Source organism: Mycobacterium sp. (assembly GCF_035274705.1).
Taxonomy (GTDB): Bacteria; Actinomycetota; Actinomycetes; order Mycobacteriales; family Mycobacteriaceae; genus Mycobacterium.
In genome coordinates, this window is sequence record NZ_DATENY010000068.1 from 94,094 (window position 1) to 115,771 (window position 21,678).

At 65.8% G+C, this 21,678-nt stretch carries 24 protein-coding genes; 14 read left to right on the plus strand and 10 right to left on the minus strand.

The genetic code is table 11. The features are described from left to right. Positions 1-10 precede the first annotated feature (10 nt). The 4 genes from VJV41_RS16170 to VJV41_RS16185 are packed head-to-tail and all read left to right on the plus strand — an operon-like array spanning position 11 to position 2,760. A complete protein-coding gene (locus VJV41_RS16170) occupies positions 11-1,255 on the plus strand; it encodes an EspA/EspE family type VII secretion system effector (protein ID WP_325335419.1) in 1,245 nt (414 codons plus the stop codon). A gap of 22 nt (positions 1,256-1,277) precedes the next feature. Further along, positions 1,278-1,574 carry an ESX-1 secretion-associated protein gene (locus tag VJV41_RS16175; RefSeq protein ID WP_325335421.1) on the plus strand — a complete coding sequence of 99 codons (297 nt, stop codon included), beginning with the start codon at positions 1,278-1,280 and terminating at the stop codon, positions 1,572-1,574. Positions 1,575-1,576: 2 nt separating this feature from the next. Then, positions 1,577-2,071, plus strand: a complete 495-nt coding sequence (locus tag VJV41_RS16180; protein ID WP_325335423.1) for a YbaB/EbfC family DNA-binding protein — start codon at positions 1,577-1,579, stop codon at positions 2,069-2,071. 38 nt (positions 2,072-2,109) lie between these two features. Then, positions 2,110-2,760 (plus strand): GAP family protein, encoded by a 651-nt coding sequence (locus tag VJV41_RS16185; RefSeq protein WP_325335425.1) that lies wholly within the window; start codon positions 2,110-2,112, stop codon positions 2,758-2,760. On the opposite strand, the gene VJV41_RS16190 is transcribed toward VJV41_RS16185, so the two are convergent. Next, the gene (locus VJV41_RS16190; protein WP_325335426.1) at positions 2,755-3,387 is read right to left on the minus strand and encodes a TetR family transcriptional regulator; all 633 of its coding nucleotides are present in this window, start codon (positions 3,385-3,387) and stop codon (positions 2,755-2,757) included. The two genes, VJV41_RS16185 and VJV41_RS16190, sit on opposite strands and share 6 nt — an antisense overlap. 99 nt (positions 3,388-3,486) lie before the next feature. Here VJV41_RS16190 and VJV41_RS16195 point away from each other — a divergent pair, with 99 nt between their 5' ends. Genes VJV41_RS16195 through VJV41_RS16205 form a run of 3 tightly spaced genes read left to right on the plus strand, consistent with a single transcriptional unit; the run spans position 3,487 to position 6,628 of the window. Continuing rightward, on the plus strand, positions 3,487-4,527 hold the full coding sequence (locus VJV41_RS16195; protein ID WP_325335428.1) for an ABC transporter permease: 1,041 nt from the start codon (positions 3,487-3,489) through the stop codon (positions 4,525-4,527). Positions 4,528-4,538: 11 nt separating this feature from the next. Further along, on the plus strand, positions 4,539-5,705 hold the full coding sequence (locus tag VJV41_RS16200) for an FAD-binding oxidoreductase (protein WP_325335430.1): 1,167 nt from the start codon (positions 4,539-4,541) through the stop codon (positions 5,703-5,705). Between the two features lie 20 nt (positions 5,706-5,725). Then, entirely contained in the window at positions 5,726-6,628 is a 903-nt protein-coding gene (locus tag VJV41_RS16205; protein ID WP_325335432.1) for an aldose 1-epimerase, read from the plus strand. Between the two features lie 223 nt (positions 6,629-6,851). Here VJV41_RS16205 and VJV41_RS16210 read toward each other — a convergent pair whose 3' ends face one another. Genes VJV41_RS16210 through dnaK form a run of 4 tightly spaced genes read right to left on the minus strand, consistent with a single transcriptional unit; the run spans position 6,852 to position 10,951 of the window. Next, positions 6,852-7,238, minus strand: a complete 387-nt coding sequence (locus tag VJV41_RS16210; RefSeq protein WP_325335434.1) for a heat shock protein transcriptional repressor HspR — start codon at positions 7,236-7,238, stop codon at positions 6,852-6,854. Positions 7,239-7,264: 26 nt separating this feature from the next. Further along, the gene (dnaJ, locus tag VJV41_RS16215) at positions 7,265-8,431 is read right to left on the minus strand and encodes a molecular chaperone DnaJ (RefSeq protein WP_325335436.1); all 1,167 of its coding nucleotides are present in this window, start codon (positions 8,429-8,431) and stop codon (positions 7,265-7,267) included. 37 nt (positions 8,432-8,468) lie between these two features. After that, positions 8,469-9,092 carry a nucleotide exchange factor GrpE gene (gene grpE / locus VJV41_RS16220; protein ID WP_325335438.1) on the minus strand — a complete coding sequence of 208 codons (624 nt, stop codon included), beginning with the start codon at positions 9,090-9,092 and terminating at the stop codon, positions 8,469-8,471. Next, complete coding sequence (gene dnaK / locus VJV41_RS16225; protein ID WP_325335439.1) at positions 9,089-10,951, minus strand: molecular chaperone DnaK; 1,863 nt, start codon at positions 10,949-10,951, stop codon at positions 9,089-9,091. The genes grpE and dnaK overlap by 4 nt, the downstream gene beginning before the upstream one ends. Before the next feature lie 231 nt (positions 10,952-11,182). On the opposite strand from dnaK, the gene VJV41_RS16230 reads away from it, so the two are divergent. The 7 genes from VJV41_RS16230 (at position 11,183) to VJV41_RS16260 (ending at position 15,473) form a co-directional block, all read left to right on the plus strand. Beyond that, positions 11,183-11,902, plus strand: coding sequence for an MBL fold metallo-hydrolase (locus VJV41_RS16230; protein ID WP_325335441.1), 720 nt, complete (start codon positions 11,183-11,185; stop codon positions 11,900-11,902). Then, the gene (locus VJV41_RS16235) at positions 11,899-12,426 is read left to right on the plus strand and encodes a hypothetical protein (protein WP_325335443.1); all 528 of its coding nucleotides are present in this window, start codon (positions 11,899-11,901) and stop codon (positions 12,424-12,426) included. The genes VJV41_RS16230 and VJV41_RS16235 overlap by 4 nt, the downstream gene beginning before the upstream one ends. 12 nt (positions 12,427-12,438) lie before the next feature. Continuing rightward, on the plus strand, positions 12,439-13,062 hold the full coding sequence (locus VJV41_RS16240; RefSeq protein WP_325335445.1) for a TIGR03085 family metal-binding protein: 624 nt from the start codon (positions 12,439-12,441) through the stop codon (positions 13,060-13,062). Between the two features lie 89 nt (positions 13,063-13,151). Beyond that, positions 13,152-14,084 carry an LLM class F420-dependent oxidoreductase gene (locus tag VJV41_RS16245; protein WP_325335447.1) on the plus strand — a complete coding sequence of 311 codons (933 nt, stop codon included), beginning with the start codon at positions 13,152-13,154 and terminating at the stop codon, positions 14,082-14,084. A gap of 39 nt (positions 14,085-14,123) precedes the next feature. Then, complete coding sequence (locus tag VJV41_RS16250) at positions 14,124-14,582, plus strand: hypothetical protein (RefSeq protein WP_325335449.1); 459 nt, start codon at positions 14,124-14,126, stop codon at positions 14,580-14,582. 19 nt (positions 14,583-14,601) lie between these two features. Continuing rightward, complete coding sequence (locus VJV41_RS16255; protein WP_325335451.1) at positions 14,602-15,111, plus strand: hypothetical protein; 510 nt, start codon at positions 14,602-14,604, stop codon at positions 15,109-15,111. Beyond that, a complete protein-coding gene (locus tag VJV41_RS16260) occupies positions 15,108-15,473 on the plus strand; it encodes a hypothetical protein (protein WP_325335453.1) in 366 nt (121 codons plus the stop codon). The genes VJV41_RS16255 and VJV41_RS16260 overlap by 4 nt, the downstream gene beginning before the upstream one ends. Here VJV41_RS16260 and VJV41_RS16265 read toward each other — a convergent pair. From VJV41_RS16265 to VJV41_RS16285, 5 genes are all read right to left on the minus strand, one after another. Then, positions 15,470-16,966, minus strand: a complete 1,497-nt coding sequence (locus VJV41_RS16265; RefSeq protein ID WP_325335455.1) for a dynamin-like GTPase family protein — start codon at positions 16,964-16,966, stop codon at positions 15,470-15,472. The two genes, VJV41_RS16260 and VJV41_RS16265, sit on opposite strands and share 4 nt — an antisense overlap. 59 nt (positions 16,967-17,025) lie before the next feature. Beyond that, on the minus strand, positions 17,026-17,598 hold the full coding sequence (locus tag VJV41_RS16270; RefSeq protein ID WP_325335457.1) for an IniB N-terminal domain-containing protein: 573 nt from the start codon (positions 17,596-17,598) through the stop codon (positions 17,026-17,028). A gap of 23 nt (positions 17,599-17,621) precedes the next feature. After that, positions 17,622-19,481, minus strand: a complete 1,860-nt coding sequence (locus tag VJV41_RS16275; protein WP_325335459.1) for a dynamin-like GTPase family protein — start codon at positions 19,479-19,481, stop codon at positions 17,622-17,624. 100 nt (positions 19,482-19,581) lie between these two features. Next, a complete protein-coding gene (locus tag VJV41_RS16280) occupies positions 19,582-20,592 on the minus strand; it encodes an IniB N-terminal domain-containing protein (protein ID WP_325335460.1) in 1,011 nt (336 codons plus the stop codon). Positions 20,593-20,873: 281 nt separating this feature from the next. Continuing rightward, on the minus strand, positions 20,874-21,413 hold the full coding sequence (locus tag VJV41_RS16285; RefSeq protein WP_325335462.1) for an Rv0340 family IniB-related protein: 540 nt from the start codon (positions 21,411-21,413) through the stop codon (positions 20,874-20,876). Positions 21,414-21,678 lie beyond the last annotated feature (265 nt).

Genomic DNA, 21,678 nt, shown 5'->3' on the forward strand with positions numbered 1-21,678 from the left:
AAACGTCTAAATGAACCCATTTGACTTGTTGTGGAGCCTTGGCGACATACAGAGCTTCGCCGACCATGTGAAGTCAGCCGACGGAGGCGATCCATGGGGGTTTGCAGGGCTGGGTCCGGACGCCGCGGGTACAGCGCAATCATTTCTGGGTAAGGCTGGCGAGACACCGGTGATCGAGGCCGGCCTGATCGCCATCACGATCATGAACTGGATGTGCGGATTCGGAGATTCCGAGAAAGGCGACAGTTTCGGCGATGGCGGCTCAAAATTCAACGACACCATCGACAAGCTGAAGTCCGCCTCGCCCGACGGCACCTGGACAGGTTCGGGATCCGACGCGTACGCCGCCCAGAACACCAAGCAGCAGAACCGTGCCAGCACGATGGTGGACGCTGATTTCGAAATGAATCAGATCGTTTCGTGCGAGGCGAACCAGCTGAGTGGGACGCGCGACATTCTGGACCATGCCGGAACTGTGTTGGGCTACGCAATCTTGCCCGCACTCGCCGCGATGCGAATTCCCGTCTGGGGCTGGGAGATCTCCATGGGAATCCAGCTGGGTGCCGTCGGCGGGACAGTGCCGGTCTGCCAAGCGGAGATGATTCAGATGGCCGCTCGCGCACTGGAAAACGCGAAGTCGGTACGGAAGGCCATCGACACATACAACTCCGCCAACCCGGACCCGAACACGAGGACACACGAAGTCGGTCTATGGGGTGCACCACGTTCGACAGGCACGGAGCAGCGCACCGACCGCTCGCCAGGTGAGGCGTCGCCGGTTACTTCGCAAGCACCGAACAGTGCGCCAACCAATCCGCCAAGTCCTGCGCCACATGCGCCAGCCGTACCCTCCGGCCCGGCGCCGACCGTCCCGTCAAACCAAGTGCCGACCGTGCCGTCGAGCCCTGCGCCGACCGTGCCTTCGAGGGGCAGCGAAAGCCCCAACGCTAGCTCGCCCCCGCAGCCGTCGACACCGCCGGGCACACCGGTTCCGTCAGTACCGGGTTCCTCGCCAGCCAGCGGGACACCAAGCGGCGGCGCACCGGCGTCAGCCTTCGGCGGAACGATGAGCTCCGGATCGGCGAGCACGCCCCCATCGCCGACGAACCAGTTCGCCACCAAACAGCAACTGCCCCAAGCAGCATCGGGTAGCGCGAACGGTGAGCGCGCACCAGTTCGTGTAGACACTCGGTCCGAAGAAGACAAGAGCGTGCCAGGGGCTTTGAACAGAACAGGGGAAAACGCTGTCCGGTGAGTTGCGCGTTGACACCGCCCGCGTGCGCAAGCTGTCCGCCACACAAGGCGAGGCCGCCAGCCAGATCGGGGCCGCAGCCAACGTCGCCGACGGCGTCAGTGCGTGCATGTGGGTCAACCACGGATTGATCTGCGCACCAACCAACATCGCAGTCGCCGCAGCCGAACTCACGCGCAGAAGTGCGTGCACCTCGATCCAATCGGTGTCTACCGATCTCTCCCAGAAGCTGAACACCGCAGCTGATAAATATGACCAGACTGACGCGCAGGCCAGCGCCAAGATCCACGCCAAGATCCACGGCAAGATGCATCCCCGCTAACAGTGGTTGACGACCTTCTGGGCCACGCGTCAGAAGACGCTGCGCCAGAGTCCGATCTCACCGCCGCGCTCGATTTCTCGCCCATCCACAACGAAGACGAACGGCCAACCGTCGACACACTCGACGAATGCACGCCCGTCGACACGCACGAGGTCGACAATTCGCAGGGCCCGCTCTTCACGGTGGCCAATCCGCCCGGAACCGTCACTGTGACAACCTATTTGAACGGTTGCGTGCATCACGTGGGCCTATCGCAGACCGTGACGAAGATGACTGAAGCTGAACTCGCGCAAGAGATTATGGCTGTGACAGCTGTCGCCGCTACCAAGGCGCGAGCTGCGCTCCACACCTTCGTCGCCGGCCTCTTACGCCTGCAGGGTATGGACAGCGCGTCTGCCAGCGACTTCGCGGAGCGCCGGCTTTCCTTCCCAACGCCTGAACAGGCCGCGGCGACGGAAGCCGCATTCATCGCACGTTACGCCGGCGACCACGAGTAACACCCTCAGCCGGCCCTCGTGCTTGTTACCTTCTGTCAGTGCTGACCGAACTCATTCCGCTGGCGCTGGTCGTCGCGCTGTCGCCGCTGTCCATCATCCCGGCGGTCCTGGTCTTACATACGCCGCGGCCGCGCCCGACGGGCCTGGCGTTTCTGGCCGGCTGGCTTGTTGGCCTTGGCGCACTGACGGCGATTTTCCTCGAGGTGTCCAGCCTGCTCGGCGGTCTCGGCAACAAACCGCCAGGATGGGCGTCGTGGCTGCGCATCGTCGTCGGCGCCGCGCTGATCGTGTTCGGCCTCTACCGATGGCTGACCCGCGAGCGATCCGAGCACATGCCGGGGTGGATGCAGAGCCTCGGCAAGCTCACGCCTCTCCGGGCTGCCGGTGCCGGCCTGGCACTGACTGTCGTCAATCCCAAGGTGTTATTCATCTGCGCCGCAGCGGGTTTAGCGATAGGCACTGCCGGACTCGGAAGCACACATGCGTGGCTGGCGGTTGCTTGGTATGTGGCGGTCGCCGGCTCGACTGTCGCGATTCCCATTCTGGCCTACGCGGTTTCCGGTGACCGGCTCGACGAACCGCTGCGGCGTCTCAAGGACTGGATGGAGCGCCAGCACGCGACGCTCGTCGCGGCCATCCTTGTCGTGATCGGACTTCTGGTGCTGTACAAGGGAATTCACGGGTTATAGCCCCGGCAAGCCCAGCTCCTCGGCATCGGCGGTGAGATACCGCGTCACCGTCGGCGCGACCAGGCGGACCACCTCGTCGCCCGACAGCGTCGCCAACGGCGGAACCATCATGACGTAGCGCAACATAGCCGTACCCACCAGGCTGCTTGCGGCGAGCATCGCACGCAACCGGGCGTGCTCACCTCCGCCGAGTACCCCCGATACCGCGGTCAGTACGTAGTTCTGCATGAACCCGCGAAACGCATCTTGGGCATCGGAGTTCGATGTCGCAGACTGCAGCATCGCCCTCATGCTCGCGGCGGTGTCGGCCGTCTCCCAGATCTGCAGATAGGTGCGGACCATCCGGGTGCCGATGTCGGGTTCGGCACCGTCCGTCAGAGCCGCGACGAGCACGTCGGGATCGAGAATCAGCCGCAGCGACTCCCGGAACAACTCCTGCTTCGACCCGAACAGATACAGCACCATCGACGGGTCGACGTGTGCGTCCTGCGCGATCGCCCGCAACGTCGTCTTCTCATAACCCTCGGCCGCGAAGCGCTGTTTGGCGGCCGCCAGCACGGCGTCACGGGACACAGGTTTGCCCTGGCGTCGACCCCTTCGCCTTGTCGTCTTCGCTGGTGACGGCATACATCGACACTATCATTTCAATCGCTGTTGAAATATATGACCGACGGCGTTACGCTCCCAACAGGCAATTAATTCAACATAGGATGAAAAGGGTTCATCATGACCACGGATTCGCTTGCGAGGAACACGCACCACGCGGCACCCGTCCACGAACCGCCTGCGGCCATCCGGGCCACCGGCATCGTCGTCGTCCTCACGGTCGTGCTGGCGATCCTGGCGATTGCCTTCGCGCTTCCCGCAGCGCGCTCGAAGCCGCACGACGTTCCGATCGGCGCGGCCGGACCGCAGATCGCCAGTGGGCAAGTGGCCGACACGCTCGAACAGCACGCACCCGGCGCCTTCGCGATCACCTACTACCCAGGACAGGCGGCGCTGCGCGAGGCGATCCGCAATCGAGACGTCTACGGCGGCATCTCGTTTGGCCCCGTTTCCGATGTCGCCGGCCAAGCGGCGCCGGAAGACCGCACTCTACTCATTGCAACTGGCGGCAGCCCGATGGTCGCGCAGATGCTGACTCAGGTCGGCAACGGCATCGCGCAGCAGACCGGCGCGCAACTGCGCACCGAGGACCTGGCGCCGCCGACCGCCGACGATCCGCGCGGCGCCGGTCTGGCCGCATCGGCTCTGCCGATCACCCTGGCCGGTCTGCTGCCCGCGGTCGCCCTGGTGCTGCTGCTCAAGCGCGAGGTGTGGACACGGTTCGCGGCCGCCGTGGTGTTCGCCGCCGTGGCGGGCACCACCATCGCCGCGCTGCTGCGCTACGTGTTCGGATCCATCGACCAGAACTTCTGGGGTGTCGCGGCCGGACTCACGCTGGGCGTGCTCGCCGCCGGGTTGTCGATGCTGGGCCTGGCCTCGCTGCTCGGGCGGGTCGGACTGGCGATCGGCGCGCTGCTGGCGCTGCTGCTGGGCAACCCGCTGTCCGGGCTCAACAGCGCGCCCGAGATGCTGCCGAGTGGCTGGGGAACGCTGGGCCAATGGTTGCCACAGGGCGCCAACGCCACCCTGTTGCGGTCCACCGCGTTCTTCGACGGCGCAGGAGCTGCGACAGCGATTCTGGTGCTGACCTGCTGGACGCTGGCCGGTGTGACGCTGATAGCGATCGCTGCCGTCCGTCAGCGCAGGAATTCGCCCGCCTAGACTCGGGCGGCGTGGGACTCGACGACCGTGACGCGCTGCGCATGCTGCGCGACGCGGTCGACCCCGCGTTGGGATCCGATGAACTGATCCGGCTGTTCTACACCAACTGGTTCGCGATCGACATCTCGGTGCGTGACCTGTTCCCTCCTGATATGGATGCGCAACGCAGCGCGTTCGCCGACGCCATGACCTGGCTATTCGGCGAACTGATCGCGCAGCGGGCGGAGGAGCCGGTCGCCTTCCTCGCACAGCTGGGCCGCGACCACCGCAAATACGGTGTGACCCAACGGCATTACGACACCATGCAAGAGGCGCTGCTCACCACGCTGCGCACCCACCTGGTCGAAAGCTGGGACGACAAGCTGGCCGACGCGGCACGCGATGCGGTGGCACTGATCGTCGGGATAATGCGTGGCGCCGCCGACGCCGAGAAGGGCCCGCCGTTCTGCGACGGCACCGTCATCGACCACATCCGCGCAACACGTGACGTGTCGGTGATCCGGATGCAGCTCGACCGGGCGCTGTTCTACCACCCGGGCCAATACGTGACGGTTCAGGTGCCGCAATGGCCGAGGCGCTGGCGCTACCTCAGCCCGGCCATTCCCGCCGACCGCGGCGGCGCCATCGAGTTTCACGTGCGCTCGGTCACCGGCGGCATGGTCAGCACCGCGATCGTCGGCGAAGCCAAGCCCGGCGACCGGTGGCGGCTGTCCAACCCGCACGGGGGTATGCACATTGACCGCGACGGCGGCGACGTGCTGATGGTCGCCGGCAGCACGGGTCTGGCGCCACTGCGGACGCTGATCATGGACCTCACTCGATACGGCGATAATCCGCGGGTGCACCTGTTCTTCGGCGCCCGCTATCCCAGTGAGCTCTACGACCTGCGCACGCTGTGGCAGATCGCTTCGACGAACCCGTGGCTGTCGGTGACGCCGGTATCGGAGTACAACACCGACCCGCCGTGGGCCGCCGAATATCCGGACGTTGCACCGCCCCGCGGTTTGCATGTGCGGCAGACGGGCACGCTGGCCGACGTGGTGACGCGTTACGGCGGGTGGGGGGACCGGCAGATCCTGGTCTGCGGCGGACCGCAGATGGTCGAGGCGACCAAGGCCGCGCTGATCGCCAAGGGCGCGCCCGAAGACCGCATACAACACGATCCGCTCGCAAGTTGATCCATGGCAGGATCATCACCGTGCCTGAGTTTGATTTCGTTACGCTGCGTGACCCGTCGTCATCGCTCACCGCGACGTACGTGCCCAACGCCGGCATGGTCGCCACATCACTGTCTGACGGCGGAGTGGAACTGCTCGGCCAGCGCCGCGGTCTGCAGGCGTATGTATCCACTCACCGCACGATGGGCATCCCGATCCTGTACCCGTGGGCGAACCGGTTGAGCAGCAACGGCTATGGCGTCGACGGCGCCGTCGTCACGTTGACGCCAGGCACCGGCGGCGTGCGCACCGACCAGCACGGCGTGCCGATCCACGGCACGTTGGCTGGCTTTCCCGACTGGCAGGTAACGACGCAGCTCGAGTCGCAGCTGACGGCCGAATTGGATTTCGCCGCACGCCCCGGATTGCTGGCTACGTTCCCGTTCCCCCACCTGCTGACGCTCGACGTCACGCTGGAGAACAGGACGCTGACGGTGAAGACAATCGTCAGCGCGACGACCGGGTCGCGGGTGCCGATGTGCTTCGGGTTCCACCCATACTTGCAGCTGCCCGACGTGCCGCGGGCGCAGTGGCAGATCGAAACGCCGGCGATGCGGTTCCATCCCGTCAATGCGTGGGGCATCCCCACCGGCGCGACGGAACCGCGAGAGGCAACCACAGAAACGTTGGGCGACAAGTCCTTAGACGACGCGTTTGACGAAGTGAAGCCCGGATCGATGTTCGCGCTTTCGGGCGGCAATCGTCGCATCGAGGTGCACTTCGACGAGGGTTACACCGCGGCACAGGTATTCGCGCCCGGCAACGACGACGTGGTGTGCTTCGAACCGATGGCCGCGCCGACGGATTCGCTGCGCCTCGGCGGCTACCGCGAGGTTAAGCCCGGCGAGTCCGCCGTCGCGCAGTTCCGCATCAAGGTCACCTGAGGCTTGTTGTGCGGGCTCGACGAGAGCTCGAATGAGGTTGATGCGCTGCTCGGCACAAGAGCCACATATGTTGACGACTGCGGAATGGATGCCAGATCTGCGGATTCACAAGTGATTTCACCGAAGAACCTCGCAAGCAAGGTCGCATCAGCTGATCGAGCCGTAGGAGTCGGGAATTCAATCCCGAGGTCGACGCTGTCGACCGCTTCGCCGCTGTGGCGTTCTAGCGCTTGTTGCGCGGCTGCCACACCACGACGGCTGTGCTCTTGGGCACCACCGCGATGTCGCGGCGCTGCCTTGCCCGCATTTGCTCGAGCTCGTCGGCGAGTTCGCGCAACCGGGCCTGCAGTGCCTCAACCTGATTCGTCAGCTCGATGATGCGCTTGATGCCGGCAAGGTTCACGCCCTCGTCCTGCGACAGCCGCTGCACCTCTCGCAGCAGATCGACGTCGTGCTGCGAGTAGCGCCTGCCGCCGCCCGAGCTGCGCTCCGGGCTGACCAGGCCGAGCCGGTCGTATGTGCGCAGCGTCTGCGCATGCATGCCGGCCAGCTCGGCGGCCACCGAGATCAGAAACGTACGGGCCTCGTCGTTGGAACGCTTCGCTGCCATCTAGTGCTCCTCGCGTGCGCGGCACATTACGCACCCGCCCATCCGGCACGCGGGTCAAACCCGCTGGCCCGCTCGGCTTTTGCATAGGCCTCCAGCGCCTCTTGCGCTTCGCCTTCCAGGCTCGGCGGCACCGCCACCTTGACGGTGACCAGCAGGTCGCCGTGACCACCGGAGCGCTTCGGCACCCCGCGTCCGCGCACCCGAAGGATGCGGCCGTCGGATGTGCCCTTTGGCACCCGGACACCGACCTTGCCCTCCAGCGTTGGCACTGAAAGCGTTGTGCCCAGAGCCAATTCGTGGAAGGCGACAGGAACGGTGACGGTGAGATCGTCGCCGTCGCGGCCAAACACCTTGTCGGGCTTGACGTGTACCGTCACGTACAGGTCGCCCGACGGTGCGCCACGCAGGCCCGCCTCGCCTTGTCCGGCCAGACGGATGCGCTGGCCGTCTTCGACGCCCGGCGGGATGCGCACGTTGATGGTGCGCGTGCGCGTGGTCACGCCGGTGCCTTTGCACTCAGAGCAGGGGTGCTCGATGATCGAGCCACTGCCGCGGCATTCGGTGCACGGCTCGGAGAATCCGAATGCGCCCTGGTTGCGGCTGACGACACCGGACCCGTTGCAGTTCGGGCATACCTTGGGGCTGGTGCCCGGACGTGCCCCGCTGCCATGGCAATTCGTGCACGGCGCCGGGCTGGTGAGCCGCAGCGGCATCGCCACACCCTTGGTGGCCTCCATGAACGACAGCTCGGTTTCCGTCTCGAGGTCGTTGCCTCGGCGCGGCCGGCTTGGCCGCGGCTGCGCGCCGCGACCGAACAGTCCGCCGAACAGGTCACCGATGTTCGCACCGCCGGTCTGCCCGGCCGCGTCGAACAAGTCGTTCAAATTGAATTCGGCGCCATCGCCGCCGAATCCACCGAAGTCGCCGCCACTGAACCGGCCACGGCCAAAGCCGCCACCGGCGAACAGCCGACGGGTTTCGTCGTACTCCTTGCGCTTGGCCGGATCCGACAGCACGCTGTGCGCCTCTGACACCGCCTTGAATCGATCGGCGGCGGCAGGGTCGGGATTGGTGTCGGGATGAAGATCGCGGGCCAGTTTCCGGTAGGCCCGCTTGATCTCGTCGGCGCTGGCCTCAGAGGAGACGCCGAGCTCCTTGTAGAAGTCCTTTTCGACCCATTCACGCTGGGCCATACCGCGTCACCTCCTTACCTATTCTCCAATTGTCGTTTCATTCTGCGGGTTGATCAGCCGCCTCGTCGCTGTTATCGGGCCCCTCCGATGGCTCGTCAGCGTCGGGCACGGTATCGACCACTCCGACGAGGGCATGGCGGACGACCTGCTCACCGACCCTGTAACCGCGTCGCATCACGGTGCCGACGATCGGGTGAGTGCCTTCGCCCTCATGCTGCACGGCTTCGTGCAGCCCAGGATCGAATTCGTCGCCCTCTTCGCCGAACCCCGAAAGGCCAAGCCCCTCAAGGGCGGTCACCAACTTGTCGGCCACCGACTTCAGCGGACCCGACTCGAGATCGCCGTGCCTGCGGGCACGCTCGAGGTCGTCGAGCACCGGCAGCAGCTGCGCGATGACCGAGGCCTTGGCCCGTTCGGCCGACACCTGCTGATCGCGCAACGACCGCTTGCGGTAGTTGGCGAAGTCGGCCTGCACGCGCTGAAGATCGGCGAGCAACTCGGCGGCCTTGCCTGCCTCTTCTGGCGTTTCACCCGCGAACTCTGCCGAACCCGGCCCGCTAGGGGCCGGGCCGGCAGCGCCCTCACGTATTTCGCCGGTCACCGGATCGATACGCCGTTTGTCGGTGACCGTCACCGGCTCGTGCGAATCGCTCTGGCTCACTTGGTCTCCCTGTCATCGTCGACAACTTCGGCGTCCACGACGTCGTCTTGCGAAGACCCGGCCGAACCGCCGTCGGCACCGCCACCGGCGGCCTGGTCGGCCTGCGCCGACTCGTAGATCGCTTGACCCAAGCCCTGCGCCTCGACGCCGAGCTTCTCCATCGCGGACTTGATCGCGGAGATATCGGTGCCCTCGAGCGCCGTCTTGGCCTCGGCGATTGCCGCGTCGACCTTGTTCAGCGTGTCCTCGGGGACCTTCGAACCGCCGTCGGCGTCGCGTTGGTCCTTGACGATCTTCTCCGTCTGGTACACCAGCGACTCGGCCTGGTTGCGAACGTCGGCTTCCTCGCGACGCTTGCGGTCCTCCTCGGCGTGCGCCTCGGCATCCTTGATCATCCGGTCGATCTCTTCCTTGGACAGGCCTGAGCCCTCCTGGATGCGGATCGTGTTCTCCTTGCCGGTGCCCTTGTCCTTGGCCGTGACGTGCACGATGCCGTTGGCGTCGATGTCGAAGGTCACCTCGATCTGGGGCACACCGCGCGGAGCCGGCGGAATACCGGTCAGCTCGAAGCTGCCGAGCAGCTTGTTGTGCGCGGCGATCTCGCGCTCACCCTGATAGACCTGGATCTGCACCGACGGCTGGTTGTCGTCGGCCGTGGTGAACGTCTCCGACCGCTTGGTCGGGATCGTGGTGTTGCGCTCGATCAGCTTGGTCATCACGCCACCCTTGGTTTCGATACCGAGGGACAGCGGCGTCACATCAAGCAGCAGAACGTCTTTCACCTCGCCCTTGAGGACGCCGGCCTGCAGCGCAGCGCCAACGGCGACAACCTCATCCGGGTTGACGCCCTTATTGGGCTCCTGGCCGCCGGTCATTTCCTTGACGAGCTCGGAGACCGCGGGCATACGCGTCGAACCACCCACCAGCACGACGTGGTCGATCTCGGACACCGAGATGCCGGTGTCGGCGATCACCGACTGGAACGGCTTGCGGGTGCGGTCAAGCAGATCCTGCGTGATGCGCTGGAACTCGGCGCGGGTCAGCTGCTCGTCGAGGAACAGCGGGTTCTTGTCCGCGTCGACCGTGATGTAGGGCAGGTTGATCGACGTGCTCTGTGAACTCGAGAGCTCGATCTTGGCCTTCTCGGCGGCCTCACGCAGCCGCTGCATGGCCATCTTGTCCTTGGTCAGGTCGATGCCCGACGTGCCCTTGAACTTGTCGACCAGCCACTCGACGATGCGGTCGTCCCAGTCGTCGCCGCCCAGGTGGTTGTCACCCGAGGTGGCACGGACCTCGACGACGCCCTCGCCGATCTCCAGCAGCGAGACGTCGAAGGTGCCGCCACCCAGGTCGAACACCAGGATGGTCTGTTCCTTCTCGCCCTTGTCCAGCCCGTAGGCCAGCGCCGCGGCGGTCGGCTCGTTGACGATGCGCAGCACATTCATGCCGGCGATCTGCCCGGCCTCCTTGGTGGCCTGGCGCTGAGCGTCGTTGAAGTAGGCGGGCACGGTGATGACCGCGTCGGTGATGTCCTCACCGAGGTAGCTCTCGGCATCGCGCTTGAGCTTCATCAAGATGCGCGCGCTGATCTCCTGCGCGGTGTACTTCTTGCCGTCGATCTCGACGGACCAGTCGGTGCCCATGTGCCGTTTGACCGAACGGATGGTCCGGTCGACGTTGGTCACCGCTTGGTTCTTGGCGGGCTGACCGACCAGCACCTCCCCGTTGCGCGCGAACGCGACGACGGACGGCGTGGTGCGGGAGCCCTCGGAGTTGGCGACGACGACGGGGTCGCCACCCTCCAATACCGCGACGACGGAGTTGGTGGTCCCGAGGTCGATTCCGACCGCACGAGCCATGGTGTTTCCTCCTGAATAGTCCTTCTATGGGTCTGAGTGCACCGCACTCAAGACTGCTCTGGGCGACATTACCCTGTCAAGCCAGACTTGAGCCTATAGCACTCAACTGTCGATGTGGACAACGGCAGTTGTTCGGAGTTTGTTCCCGGACCCTTCGCCGAGTTCTACACCAGGGCTGCTCACGGGCCGAAAGCACGACCATGGTGCAGAAATCGGCGCACGATGGAGCCTATGGAGACGAAAGTCGACGAAATCGGCACCGACATCTACCGGTTGTCCACCTGGGTTCCCGACGTCACCGAGCACGGCTTCACGTTCAACCAGTTCCTGCTCACGGGCGACGAGCCGTTCCTGTTCCACTGCGGCCATCGGCAGTTGTTCCCGCTGGTGTCGGAGGCCATCAACCGGGTCATACCGCTGGAGAAGCTTCGCTGGATCTCGTTCGGCCACGTCGAGGCCGACGAATGCGGAGCGGTGAACCTGATGCTCGACGCCGCTCCGAACGCCGAAGTCATCCACGGTGCGCTGGCCTGCATGGTGTCGCTGATCGACTTGTGCGACCGCCCACCCGTGGTGGCCCCAGAAGACGACATACACGACATCGGCGGGCACCGGCTGCGCTTCATCCCCACCCCGCACGTGCCGCACAACTGGGAAGCCGCGCTGTGGTTCGACGAGACGACGTCGACGCTGCTTGCCGGCGACATACTCACCCATACCGGAAAATGCCCTGCAATCACCGAATCCGACTGCGTGGCACCGGCATTGGAGGCCGAAGCGCTGTTCCACGCGACCGGTCTGACCACCAACCTCGGCCCGACGCTGCAGCAGCTCGCCGACCTGAACCCCGCTACGCTGGCGATCATGCATGGGTCGTCCTATACCGGCGACGGCGCCGCTCAGTTGCGGACACTCGCCGACGGGTACGCGGCGCTGGCGGGCGCTGAGTGAAACCTCGGCTTCTAGCGGCATGCGTTCTTGCCGTGCTGCTATCGGGCTGCCAGTCCAACATCGAGGGAAACCCGGTGCCTAGCCCGCAATCGCCCACCGAACCCAGCTTTCCGACCAGCCGACCCACCGGGCCGACCGCCGCGCCGCCCCGCACTATCACTCCGACGGGCGCGCCCACACCCGGCGCGGAGGTGCTGCCACCCGAGAACGGCTATGTGTTCATCGAGACGAAGTCGGGCAAAACACGCTGCCAGCTCAGCAGCGACGAGGTCGGCTGCGAGTCTGCGTTCACCAACTCACCAATGATGAATGGCATGCACGCCAACGGTGTGCGACTGAGTGCCAACGGTGAAGTCACCTGGCTGGTCGGCAATTTGGGCGACATCCCGGCGGTCACGCTCGACTACCGCACCTATGCGGCTGTCGGCTGGACCATCGACGCCGGCCAGGACGGCACCCGCTTCACCAACAACCGCACCGGCCACGGCATGGCCGTCGCAGTCGACGGCGTCCAAGCGTTCTGAGGAGTTCTGGAAATGACCGCAGCACAACGTGAACGCGCAGCACTCGTCGAGACGATGCGCTCGGTCGGGCCCGACGCGCCCACGCTGTGCGGCGACTGGACCACCCGCGACCTCGCCGCCCACCTGGTGGTGCGCGAACGTCGGCTGGACGCCACCGCAGGGGTCATGGTGCCGTTTCTCGCCGGCTACACCGAGAAGGTTCAGCGCCAGGTCACCGCCGACAACGATTGGGACGAGCTACTGGGCAAGGTCGCGTCCGGGCCGCCGCTGTATTCGCCGTTCAAGATTCTCGACCCGGTGGCGAACATGGGTGAGATGTTCATCCACCACGAGGACGTCCGCCGCGCCCAATCCGATTGGGAGCCAAGGCCACTCGACGATGAGACGGTGAAGGCGCTGGGCCGCGGACTTTCCATCATGGCCCGTCTTACTTTGGCCAAGGCGCCCGCGAGGGTGTCGCTGCGCACGCCCCAGGGCAAGGAGCTGGCCACCGCCGGCCGTGGAACTGGCCTCACCATCACCGGCGAACCGGCCGAACTGCTGCTGTTCATCTCCGGCCGCGACGCGGTACGCCTGGATTTCGATGGTGAGGCCGCGATCGTCGACGCGGTGCGCGCGGCCCGCCGCGGGCTCTAGCCGCGAGTCGACGGCCGTCGGGGTGCGCAACCACGGCGACGGCCGCACCGTCGCTGACACCTTTTGGCCGCGCCTCTAGGCTGGCGGTCGTGGATTTCCGAGTATTCGTCGAACCGCAGCAGGGCGCCACGTACGCGGATCAACTCGCGGTCGCACGCGCGGCCGAGGCCGCGGGCTATTCCGCCTTCTTCCGATCCGACCACTACCTCGCAATGAGCGGCGACGGCCTGCCCGGGCCGACCGACTCGTGGGTGACGCTGGCCGGTATCGCGCGCGAGACGTCGTCGATCCGGCTCGGCACGATGGTCACCTCGGCCACCTTCCGCCATCCCGGCCCGCTGGCGATCTCCGTCGCGCAAGTCGACGAAATGAGCGGCGGCCGTGTCGAATTGGGCATCGGCGCCGGCTGGTTCGAGGCCGAACACCAGGCCTACGCGATCCCGTTCCCGCCGCTGGGCGAACGATTCGACCGGCTGACCGAGCAACTACACATCATCACCGGGCTCTGGACCACACCCGTCGGCGAGAAGTTCGACTATTCCGGAACGCAGTACACCGTCGTCGAGTCCCCCGCCTTGCCCAAACCCGCGCAATCACCGCATCCGCCGATCGTCATCGGCGGCGGAGGCGCCAAACGCACACCGGCGCTCGCGGCCCGGTTCGCCGCCGAATTCAACATCCCGTTCGCGCCGATCGACGTCCTCAAGACGCAATACGGGCGGGTCGCCTCGGCGCTGGCGGATGCCGGACGATCGCCGGGCTCACTGACGTACTCGGCCGCATTCGTGGTGTGCGCCGGACGCGATGACGCCGAGATCGCGCGGCGGGCAGGCGCGATCGGCAGGGAACTCGACGAGCTGCGCAGCAACTCACCCGTTGTCGGCACGCCCGCCGAGATCGCCGACAAACTCGGCGCGTATATAGAAGCCGGCGTGCAACGGGTCTATCTGCAGCTGCTCGATCTCTCTGACCTCGACCACGTGGAGTTTTTCGCCAGCCAGGTCATCCCGCAGTTCAGCTGAGAAGCACCTGCGCGCGGCCCACGGCTACTATCGGTCGCCATGGCCCGCCAGGACCTCGACGACGACGGCGAAGACAGCACGCCGTCGTCGATACCCTGGCACTACCACACACCGGCCGTCGTCGGTGCCAGCGTCGCCGGCCTCGTGCTGGTCGGCATCCTCATCGCCGCTGTGACCTTCGTGTCACGCCAGTTCAACGAACCGGATCAAGCCCCACTCGACTTCGTCGAGCCGTCGTTCTCGGCTACCGCCACCGGCAGCTCCACGCCGACCACGACCGCGACGATCACCAGCACCAGCCCGCCTGTCACGACCGATATCAACTCGTCGTCCACCACCTCCGCCTCCGACACGTCGAGCAGCACCGACCCGTCGACCCCTACCCGAACCGCATGGACCAGGCCATACACTCCGCCAAGCGGCGACGAGTCGGCGCCCAGCACCACGCGACGCGGGCCGCGCACGAATGTGACGCGCACGCTCTATCCACAGCCCTGACCGCCTAACATCAATGGCCGTGGCGCGCTACGGACCTCCCGACCCCAACGACTATTCAGATCAAGAGCCGACCGCCTACGCGAATTACGGCAATCAGGGCGGCTACGGCGAGCCGCCTGGCCCGCCCGGGCCGCCTCCTGGCGAACCCGTCCCCTGGTACCGCAAGCCGGCTGCGCTGGTCGCGTTCGGTGCCCTCGGCGCGGTGATCATCGCGCTCATCGTGTGGGGCCTGGCCGAACTGCTCACGGGTGGCACGGCCACGCAGACTCCGACCAGCCTGACGCCGCTGACCTCGACGTCGCGGTCGGTCACGCCGACGACGACAACCGCCGCGACGACCGAACCGACCACCACGGAGCCGACCACAACCACGACGACCACCACGACGGAACCGACGACGACGACCACCACCACCACCACGACGGCTGCGACGACGACGACGACGAGCGTCAGTACAAGCGTCAGCACGAGTACGAGCACCAGCACGGTGACACAGACCGTCACGCTGCCACCGCCGCCCACCCCATGACCCGCGCCGTATACGCGCACGACGCTGTCGTCGCCCTCGACCCGGGCGGTGATTCACGCGCCCCCGGCGGTGCGATAACCGTTGCGCTGTGCGGACATTGGGACCATGAGCCGCCGTGCCCGTTGGCTCCCCATCACACCGATGCGACACCCGCAAGCGACGACACGCTTCGGCTACGGGTGTTGTTCGCGACCGAGCCGAACGACGAGCGCCGGGTCCGCGAGTTGATCACACAGGCGCTGTCGTCGGGGCGACTGACGGGACCCGACGGCAAGGTCACCAGGTGGATGGTGGAGTCCAGCGGCGCAAGCAGTGTCCGTCCCCACGAGGCCGACCACGCCGCGAGCCTGCGCTCGGACTAACGGCCCCTTGCGGCGTACTCGGCGACCAACGCTTCCGCGCTGCGCACCGCCGCCCGGCACGCACGTGTGGTGAACGGGTCGTTGAGCGGATGGTCGGCGCGGCGCCGCCAGCGTTGCGCCGCAGCGAAAGCCGCCCGCGGCCCGTCGTAGGGCGCGTCGGGCTGCAGTCCGAGCCTGCTTGCCGCGTCGGTGCCCGACCCGCCGATGATCCGGCGCAGCGAAGCGATCTCGTCGTCGTTCAACGTCGTTGGGCGCGAACGCAATGCGCTCAGCAGCCGAAGCTCCTCGAAGGCGTGCGTGTCGGCGAGCAGGGGGTCGATGTCGGCGATGATGTAGCGCGTCGCGTAAATCGGATTGTTCTGCACGAACTGCCGCAACGACAGCAGCGCGGTATGTGCCTTCAGCAAGTCTGAGCGTTGGGCGAACTGCTGGTCGATCACGTCACGGAGCGCGACCAGCCCGCTGCGCTCCAGCAGTTCGTCGGCAAGCGCCACCGAATCGCTGACACCGGCACGCAAAACCGCGATCGAGATCCTGATGCCGAACATGCCGAACCGGTCCAACAGCGCGGCCCGGGTGGCTGCGTCGACAGGAAGTGAACTGTCCTCGCGTACGAAACGGTCCACGGACAACATGGCCTTGGTGAGCTCGGCCGCGTCCACCCCCGCGAGTTTTTCCAGCGCGACGAACTCGCTTTGCCGCAGGGTGCGGGCGGTCAGCGCGAGCAGTCCGGAGACGGGGACGACGGCCTGGCAGATACCGGTCTTGTCCATTTCGGCCGTGAACCGTTTGGCGACATCCTTGGCTGAGAGCATCGCGTCGATACGGCCCGCGCCGATCTCGTCGGCGCGTGATGCCACCCCGATCACCCCAAGCGCGCCCGCCGACCCGCCGACCAACTCGCCAATCTGCTTGAGCAGCGCGATATCCGCTGCGTTCAGCGTTCGCAGCAGGAACACCACGGCATCGACGCGTGGCACGCCGTCTTCGGGAACCAGCAGCCGCAGGGTGCGCTGAGAGACGTCGCGGTTCAGCGACGACGTACCCGGTGTGTCGATGATCGTGGTGTCGGTCAGCTCTGCGGCAGGCCATTCCACGTCGAGGTCGGCGACGTCTTCGGGATCGAGGCTGGCGAAGTCGAACGTCAGCCCAGCCGAACCGTTCGACCCACGGGCGATCGGGACGTTGGAGCGTCGGCCGCCGCGGTGGTTGGCCGTCACCTTCGGGGTGGGGCCGTGTCGGAACCAGGTGACGATGCGGGTGGCCTCGGTGGCGTCCGTGGGCGCGATGTCCTCGCCCACAAGCGCATTCACCAGGGTGGATTTACCGGCCTTGAGGGTGCCCGCCAGGGCGATGCGGATCGGCTGGTTGAGCCGCCAACCGATGCGCTCGAGTTCGTTGTGCACGTCGGGCCGATGGCGGAAGGCCGGATCGTTGCGGTACGCCTGAATGGTTCCGCCCAGGATCGCGCGCACCTGATCGCTCGTGCTCATGTCGCGCTACCTCGGCTGTCCTCCCACTCAGCGGAAGCTCCAGCTTAAGCGCCCCAGCCTTACTCGATGGCCTTGCCCCAACCCACCGCGCTGATATCTAAGTCGACGGGGCCGTCGTGAAGGGCATGGTCGTGATCTCCCACATGGTCCTCGTCGGGTTCGGGGTAGTGGTCCGCCGGCTCCGCGTGGTCTTCGCCAAGACCCTCGTCGACCTGCGGTGTGAGTGGATCATCCGTGACGTCGCCGAGGCCCTTTTCGATGATGTCGGCGACGGTCCAATGGCCGACGTGGATCGTCTCCGCGTGGTCGTCATCGTCGTCGGGCCGGCATTCGGCGGGGGCGAGCACCTTCTCGATGAATGCGGTTTCGTGGTGGTGTTCATGGGCGCCGGCGGCCAGCTCGTCGAGGTCCAACTGCCGCAGCGCGGCAACGGGATCGAGCGAGTGAACGACGGTCTGCAGCGGATGGTCCGGCGGCATCGACTCGGCCACCACGGGAAGCAGGTCGTGTACCTGCTCGGGGGTCGCGTCGGGCAGTCCCGCGTCGTGCAGGGCCTTGTTCGGATCGTCGACGAACGAGCGCAGATTGGCTGGGTCGCGGAACAGGTCGGTCGTGAAATCGAGGATCGACATTGATGACTCCCCCGGGTGGTGGTTTACGAGGTCCCGACGGGTTGCGGGGCTGATTGGGAGGCGCCAGGCGCCAACTTGACCGCGTGATCGGTCACCTGTTTGAGAATGTTGAGCTGCCGCTCGAGTTCCCGGATGCGGGTGTTGCGCTCGTTCTCCTCGAGCTGGGCCGAGGCGATGGTCTTCTGCAGCGACTCGTTGAGCGATCGAGTGGTCTGGTTCGCGATGCCGCGATAGTGGTCGCGCAGCTGGCGCTGAATTCCCTTGAGCCGGTCGCGTGATTCCTTGTTGACGACGAACGATACGTCGTCGACGAACCGGCGCATGTTCATCTTCGCCTCGCTGCGCACCCGCATCATGCGGTTCTCCATGTCGTCTTTGTAGGTCTTGCGGCCCAACAGAAGACCGGCGCCCAGCGACAGCGGATTGAACATGCCCAGCCCGGCGAACGACGTCAGCATGCCGAACATCAGCACGCCGCCGTAGGAGCCGCGCATACCGGTGACCACCTTGTGGCCGGCCTTGATCGGCTTGGCCTCGAGCCTGGACAGCGACTTGATTTCGCCGAGGCTGGCGCCCATTTCACGAGCGTCGAGCTGCGGCATCTTGACCGCCTCGAGGCCGGCCTCGACGAATGTGCGCGCCACTTCGGCCGCTAGCACCTCGGCGCGCTGATAGGCCCAGACGAAGTTGTCGCCGACGGCGGTGGCGATCGAGTTCTCCAGCTCGGCGCCGATCTCGGCCCAGTGATGTGTCGGGTCGGTGGTGTCGATGACGTGCTCGGTGTGCTGGGTGATGGCCCGGAACCGGCCACGCAGGTCGTGGTCGACATCAGCAGTCAGGTCGGCGATTCCGTCGTTGAGCACCTGCTGCCACAGTGCTGTCTGCTGCAGGGCGTCCTGGGCTTCTTGCTTACGTCGCTCGAGCTCGGACCGCAACCGGTCGCCGGCTTCGGGATCATTGAGCGCCGACAGCTCGGAGTCGGCGGCGAGCGTCAAATGCTCGGCGGCCGAGCGGATCTCGGCGAGCACTTGGTCGCGGACCCGATCGTTTTCGCGGGACAGCACCTTTTCGCTGAGGAACTTCACGATGGCCGGGAAGTTCGATTCCTCGTTGAGTTCCTTGTCGTTGAGCTGGATCGCGTGGCTGCGCAGCAGCGACGATGCGGGGATCATCGGTATCGACAGGGCCGCACGCTGCAGGTGGGCCTGGTTGGCCTCGACGATGGCACGCCAGTGCGGGTAGAGGTCCGTCTTGGTCGCGACAATCGTTGCGACAGGGCATATTTCGAAAGCTTGCCGGATGAACGTCATCTCCGGCTCGGTGAATTCCTGACTGGTGTCGCTGACCATCAGCATGGCGTCCGCGTCCGGCAGCAGGCCGAGCGTGGCCGACAGATGTGGCTGGCCATGGCCGCCGACGCCCGGGGTGTCGACGAATACCAGGCCGCCCTTGAGCAGCGGGCTGTTCGCGGTCACCGCGATCCGCAGTACTCGGCGGCCGCCCGCCGCGGGGTGACGGCGGAGGTCGTTTTTGATGTCGGCGATCGGGATCTCGATCGCGTCGGGCTCACCCTCGTCGGCGCCGGCGACAATCAGCTTGGCCGTGGCTTGTTCACCGAAGGACACCATCGTGGCCACAACCGTGGTCTCGTCGTCGCCGACGCGTGAAACCGGAACGTTGAGCAGCGAATTGAGCAGCTGGCTTTTGCCTTGCTTGAGCTGCCCGGCGATCACCACCCGGATCTGCGGGTCGCTGATCCGCTCCTTGGCGCGGCCCAACCGCTCGACCAGATCACCGCGATCCTGCGCCTCGGCGATCTTGATGCCGTGGTCGATCAGTTCAACGATGACCTTGACCTTGCGGGGGTCGTTCGGTTGCGTCATGGGGTCCCTTTAGTCGGAGCCGTCGTTCTATCAACGGTAGGCGTGCCAACTGGCGGGGACCTGTGTTCGGTCCCCGCCAGCTGCGCTATTTCGTTGTCTCTCAGAAGTGGATTCCGGTGTCCACGTGGGTGTCGATGTTCTGGTGCACGGAGTTGTCGGTGTGCACCGAGCTGTCGTTGTGGCTGTCATGCGTGCTGTTGTCGACGTGCACCGAGTTGTCGTCGTGGTGGCTGGCGTCGACGTTGCCGCCGATATTGCCGCCGTGGGTGTCGACAGTGGTGATGTCACCGCCATGAGTGTCGGTCGTTGTGGTCTGGGTCGGAGCGATGACCACTGTGCCGCCGGCACCGCCGGCCGCAGCGCCGCCGTCGCCGCCGCCACCGGAGAGGATGCCTCCGCCGTGGCCACCGCTACCGCCGGCTGCATTGCCGCCGCTGGCGTCGATGTCGCCGGTCTTGACGACCGGACCCTCGTTGCCGGAGATGACGTCGCCGCCACCGCTGTTGGTGACACTGCCATGGCTGTCGCTGGTGTTGCCCACGCCGCCGGCCTGGACGGTGGAACCCTCGCCGGCGAGGATGTCGCCGGTGTTGGCGCCGACGTTGCCGTCACCCGTCACGTTCCCGTCACCGTGGACGTTCGTGTTGTGGATGTCGCCTGCGTTGCCGGTGTTGATCACGCTGCCGTCGGACGCGGTGTTCTTGTCGCCGAAGGTGATGTCACCGAAGTCGAGGTTGACACCGCCCTGTTGGACGTCATGGCCGGCCTCGGGGCTCAGGATGTGGGGATCGTTGTTGCTCAGGACGTCGTTGTGGCTCAGCGTGTCGTTGTTGCTGAACGCCTGAGTTTCCGGAGCGAAGGTCGGCGCGTACTGAGGCGTGAAGGCGATGCCGTGAGTCTCGGCAACGGCCTGCTGCAGGCCGTGCACCGGGTTGCCGTCGCCGTGGATGACCGCGGCGGGCGCCACGGTGGCGGCCACTGCGTTCACCTGCGCCGCCGTCACGCCCTGAACGCCGGCGTTGGCCATAGCGCGGTCGGGGTCGTTGACGAAGGCCTGGGCCTGCACCGGGTCGCGGAAGAGGTCGAGAATCCAGTCGATCACGTTTGTCATTTCGTTTTGGTCCTTTTCTGTGTGTGTTGCTGTGGTCTGGTCGCCGGGCCGTCCGGCGAACTGATCACTACGTTATGGAGCCGGCGACCCCGCCGGAACGGGGTCGAAACCCCTGCCTCCGCACATGCCTCCCGGGATCATGGTGGGGCCTTCGTTAGGGGATTAGGGGGTTGCTGGGGGTCGCCGTAGATCAGTCGGACTTGACGTCTATATGTACTGGTCAGAAACGCAGAAATGCGCGGCCTCGAAAGGCCGCGCATTTCTGTCTGTTGCTGGTGGAACTAGTCGAAGATGTCGAAGCTGGGTGCATCGGCGTCCAGATGGTGTTCGACGGGGGCCGAATGGCTCCAGTCATCCTGAACCGGTGCGTCGACGGGATGCGAATCGTCGATTACCGGGGCGTCGAAGTGCAGCGACGCGTCGTCCACCGTCGCCACGTCGGGCACGCCGACGTCGGAGACCGTGTCGACCCCTGACTGCAGCCCTGGGTCGGGATCGTGGACCAGTTCGGTCGTCACCGAGTGCACGTCGTCAACCGTGGTGACCGGCACGTGGTCATCGAAGGCATCGAACGCGGCGGTTGCCGCGCCGCTGGCCCACACGTTGCCGGCGTGATCATCGATGACGGCGTCGCCGCCTGTAGTGGGCAGCGCCGTCGACAGCGATTCCGAGACGACGGGGATCAGATTGTTCACGTCGACGCTGGTCACGTCGGTAAGGTGCGCGTCGGCGATGGCCTGGCCCGGATCAGCAGCGTAGGCTGCGGCGGCGTCGGGGTCGCGGACCAACGACATCACGAAGTCGAGTAGCGAGTTTGCCATGGAACACCCTCCTTTCCATTGCAGAGATATATGCGGCGGTAGCCAAATGGCTTGACCCGATGCTATCGACGGGCGGGGCGGCGGTGATCGGTGCGCAACCCACCTCTGCGGGCCACGTGTTAGGGGACTGACCGTTAGGGGTTTTGCGCCACTAGGGGGATCTCCCCGTTTCGGTCGCTCAAAGCCGCTATCGTGACCACCAGGCCGAATTCGCGGCCAAACAAGAGGGGAACATGAACGACTCACTTGGGTTGTCGATCGGGAT

Excerpts from the sequence above, each read along its gene's own strand:
- VJV41_RS16170 (WP_325335419.1), top strand. The coding sequence starts at position 11 with ATGAACCCATTTGACTTGTTGTGGAGCCTTGGCGACATACAGAGCTTC.
- VJV41_RS16190 (WP_325335426.1), bottom strand. The coding sequence starts at position 3,387 with ATGCCGTCACCAGCGAAGACGACAAGGCGAAGGGGTCGACGCCAGGGC.
- VJV41_RS16195 (WP_325335428.1), top strand. The coding sequence starts at position 3,487 with ATGACCACGGATTCGCTTGCGAGGAACACGCACCACGCGGCACCCGTC.
- VJV41_RS16210 (WP_325335434.1), bottom strand. The coding sequence starts at position 7,238 with ATGGCAGCGAAGCGTTCCAACGACGAGGCCCGTACGTTTCTGATCTCG.
- dnaJ (WP_325335436.1), bottom strand. The coding sequence starts at position 8,431 with ATGGCCCAGCGTGAATGGGTCGAAAAGGACTTCTACAAGGAGCTCGGC.
- dnaK (WP_325335439.1), bottom strand. The coding sequence starts at position 10,951 with ATGGCTCGTGCGGTCGGAATCGACCTCGGGACCACCAACTCCGTCGTC.
- VJV41_RS16230 (WP_325335441.1), top strand. The coding sequence starts at position 11,183 with ATGGAGACGAAAGTCGACGAAATCGGCACCGACATCTACCGGTTGTCC.
- VJV41_RS16240 (WP_325335445.1), top strand. The coding sequence starts at position 12,439 with ATGACCGCAGCACAACGTGAACGCGCAGCACTCGTCGAGACGATGCGC.
- VJV41_RS16250 (WP_325335449.1), top strand. The coding sequence starts at position 14,124 with ATGGCCCGCCAGGACCTCGACGACGACGGCGAAGACAGCACGCCGTCG.
- VJV41_RS16260 (WP_325335453.1), top strand. The coding sequence starts at position 15,108 with ATGACCCGCGCCGTATACGCGCACGACGCTGTCGTCGCCCTCGACCCG.
- VJV41_RS16265 (WP_325335455.1), bottom strand. The coding sequence starts at position 16,966 with ATGAGCACGAGCGATCAGGTGCGCGCGATCCTGGGCGGAACCATTCAG.
- VJV41_RS16270 (WP_325335457.1), bottom strand. The coding sequence starts at position 17,598 with ATGTCGATCCTCGATTTCACGACCGACCTGTTCCGCGACCCAGCCAAT.
- VJV41_RS16275 (WP_325335459.1), bottom strand. The coding sequence starts at position 19,481 with ATGACGCAACCGAACGACCCCCGCAAGGTCAAGGTCATCGTTGAACTG.
- VJV41_RS16280 (WP_325335460.1), bottom strand. The coding sequence starts at position 20,592 with ATGACAAACGTGATCGACTGGATTCTCGACCTCTTCCGCGACCCGGTG.
- VJV41_RS16285 (WP_325335462.1), bottom strand. The coding sequence starts at position 21,413 with ATGGCAAACTCGCTACTCGACTTCGTGATGTCGTTGGTCCGCGACCCC.